This window comes from Vibrio sp. Vb0667, assembly GCF_033391095.1.
In genome coordinates this window covers 1-1,138 of the sequence record NZ_JAWPOL010000307.1, presented here as the reverse complement: position 1 = coordinate 1,138, position 1,138 = coordinate 1, and the positions used below count along the sequence as shown (strand labels likewise).

Sequence of the window (1,138 nt, the reverse complement as noted above, 5' to 3'; positions counted from 1 at the left end):
GCAGAATGAGCAAGTTAAGCCAGCTATCAAGCAACTGGATTTCGCGGTAAGCAGCGGTTTATTGCAAGACGAGCAAGCGTGGCAAACACGTAAAATGCTAGCGGATATTTTGTTGAACGAACAACAGTTTGCTAAAGCCTTGCCGCACTATTACGAGTTGAGTAAATCCGTACCTAAAAACCAGAAAGCTCATGAAGTTTGGCTGCGCATCGTACAATCGCATTACCAGTTGAGCCAATGGAATAAAGTGCTGTCAGCGATGGGTCGCTACGAGAAGTTTGGTCAGCCAGATGAACTCGGTCCATTGTCGATTAAGCTTTCGTCTGAACTGGAACTCAAAAAGTGGCAGCCTGCTATTGTCACCATCAAACGTTTGATTGCAATTGAGCCTGAACGGGTGGAGTGGTGGCGTCAGCTCGTCGCTTTGCACTTACGTGTCGATGACAGCAAACGCGCACTAGATTCAATGGCTTTAGCCAAGCTACAAGGTGTCGCGCTCAGTCAAGATGATTTTAAACTGCTGGCACAGCTTTATGCGAAACGTGGAATCCCAGAGCGTGCTGCTTTAATTATGGAGCAGTTGGAAGACCTTAACGTCGATAGCCAGTTAAAAGCTCAGCAGGCGACCTATTGGCAGATGGCAAAAGAGTGGGATAAATCCATCGATAGTTGGCGAATTGCCGCGAAGTTGGATTCTAAATACTACTGGAACTACTCTCAGCTACTTGTTCAACAAGGCCATTACCAACAAGCATTGGCTGCTTTGGATAAGGTAAAAGGTCGCAATGCTGACGTCGCGCTCATCAAAACCAGAGCCTACTACAAGTTGAATCGATTGGATGACGCATTGGCGAATGCGAAACGTGCGAATGAAATCAAACCATCGAATCAAGCCAAGAGTTGGGTGAAATACTTAACCCAACGGCGTAAAGCGGAAGCAACACAAAGCTCTTAGCGCAGAACAAATGAAAAGACCCGAAGTCATTCTCGGGTCTTTTTTTGTTTTTGAGCCTTAAATTACCTTGCTCTAGAAGGTGTTTATCGTTTCATCTCCACTAAACGTAAACAATGTAAATTAAATGCCAATACGAATGATTATCACCTAAATTATGCCCCACATTTATTGGTGATGATTGTT

The 1,138-nt window shown here is 44.7% G+C and carries 1 protein-coding gene; it reads left to right on the top strand.

Annotated features, from left to right (window positions below):
- On the top strand, window positions 1-955 hold a 955-nt coding region (locus R8269_RS25490; protein ID WP_318222948.1), incomplete at its 5' end, for a hypothetical protein.
- Between the last annotated feature and the right edge of the window lie 183 nt (window positions 956-1,138).